Genomic DNA, 1,768 nt, shown 5'->3' on the forward strand with positions numbered 1-1,768 from the left:
ATGTGCAATCACTGTGCAGAGAAGCCAAGGAAAAGAATCGTGAGAGTTGGTACATGGCCTATATCATGGACACCAACGAAGAAGAAAGAGCTAAGGGCAAGACTGTGGAAGTTGGGCGTGCCCACTTTGAGACCAAGAAGAAGAGGTACACCGTGTTGGATGCCCCAGGCCACAAGAACTATGTGCCCAACATGATCGCCGGCGCCGCGCAGGCCGACGCCGAGGAACTGGCCGCCTTACAGGCGGCGTTCACCCGGTCACCATGGGCGGCGCGCACACCGGTCGCGGTTGAGGTGCCGTTCGAAATGGCGATCGGCGAGACCGTGGTGCGTGGCCGGATCGACGCGGTGTTCGCCGACCCGAATGGCGGCGCCACGGTGGTGGACTGGAAGACCGGTGAACCACCGGATGGGCTGGAGGCCATGCGGCAGGCAGCGGTCCAGCTGGCCGTCTACCGGCTGGCATGGGCGGGGTTGCAGGGCTGTCCGGAATCCGCGGTGCGCGCCGCCTTCTACTACGTGCGCACCGGGGTCACCGTCGAGCCGGACCTGCTGGCCGGACCCGACGAGTTGGCCGGGCTGGTGAGCAACACCTCGGCGTAGCGGTCGTGGTTACATTTGTGTCGTGCGGCAGCTGATGACGGATGGCCGTGGCGAAAGATAGGTTGGCCGGTCTCGACGACACGCTGACCGCTCGGCCCGGCCATGCACTGGTCGGCGTGTTGCGAATTCCGGAAAGCCCTGTCAGCCCGGTGCGCATCATCGTGCGCCGGGTCGCCATCGCTGTCGTCGTATTGCTCGCCGCCGCTTTGGTCGTCTATCTCGGGCGCGGCGGCTACCGCGATCTGAAGGGCGGCCCGCTGACCTTCTTGGACTGCGTGTACTACGCCACGGTGTCGCTGTCCACCACTGGATACGGCGACATCACCCCTATCACCGAATACAGCCGTCTGGTCAACGTTGTGGTCATGACGCCACTGCGAATCGCGTTCCTGGCCGTGTTGGTCGGCACGACGCTCGAGGTTCTCTCCGAGCGGTCCCGGCAGGGATGGAAGATCCAGCGTTGGAGGAGCAGAGTGCGTAACCACACCGTCGTCATCGGCTACGGCACTAAAGGCAAGACGGCGGTCGCCGCCATGCTCAGTGATGAAGCGGCACCCAGCGACATCGTCGTCGTCGACACCGACCAAGCCGCCCTGGACCACGCGTCGGCCGCTGGCCTGGTCACTGTGCACGGTGACGCGACCAAAGCTGACGTGCTGCGTTTAGCAGGGGCGCAGCATGCGGCGTCGATCGTGGTGGCCGCCAACCGTGACGACACCGCCGCGCTGGTCACCCTGACGGCCCGAGAGATCGCGCCGAAGGCCAAGATCGTCGCCTCGATCCGGGAGGCCGAAAACCAGCACTTGCTGCAGCAGTCAGGTGCGGACTCGGTGGTGGTGTCCTCTGAGACTGCCGGCCGGTTGCTGGGTATCGCCACGACCACGCCCAGCGTCGTGGAAATGATCGAGGACCTCCTGACGCCGGAGGCGGGATTCGCTATCGGTGAACGCGAGGTCGAGCAGAGCGAGGTGGGCGGCTCGGCGCGGCATCTGCGCGACATCGTGCTCGGGGTGGTTCGTGACGGCCACTTGCTGCGTGTCGATGCCCCCGAGGTCGACGCGATCGAGGCCACCGACCGGCTGTTGTATATCCGCGGCGCGGGTCACTAGTGGCGATCGCAAGCGCGGCGAAGCCGGGCGCAGCGGGTCGCCACGAGTCAGGGTTGG

2 protein-coding genes are annotated in these 1,768 nt (G+C 65.4%); both read left to right on the forward strand.

The genetic code is table 11. From position 1 onward, the window contains the following. The coding region (locus ACFE99_RS22135; RefSeq protein ID WP_375488604.1) for a GTP-binding protein at nt 1-602 on the forward strand (602 nt) is incomplete at its 5' end. 41 nt (nt 603-643) lie between these two features. After that, complete coding sequence (locus tag ACFE99_RS22140) at nt 644-1,711, forward strand: potassium channel family protein (protein ID WP_375488606.1); 1,068 nt, start codon at nt 644-646, stop codon at nt 1,709-1,711. The last annotated feature ends 57 nt before the right edge of the window (nt 1,712-1,768 follow it).

The organism is uncultured Mycobacterium sp., assembly GCF_964249325.1.
In the GTDB taxonomy this organism is placed as follows: domain Bacteria; phylum Actinomycetota; class Actinomycetes; order Mycobacteriales; family Mycobacteriaceae; genus Mycobacterium.

Coding starts and splice junctions, on each gene's coding strand:
- ACFE99_RS22140 (WP_375488606.1), top strand. CDS start 644: ATGGCCGTGGCGAAAGATAGGTTGGCCGGTCTCGACGACACGCTGACC.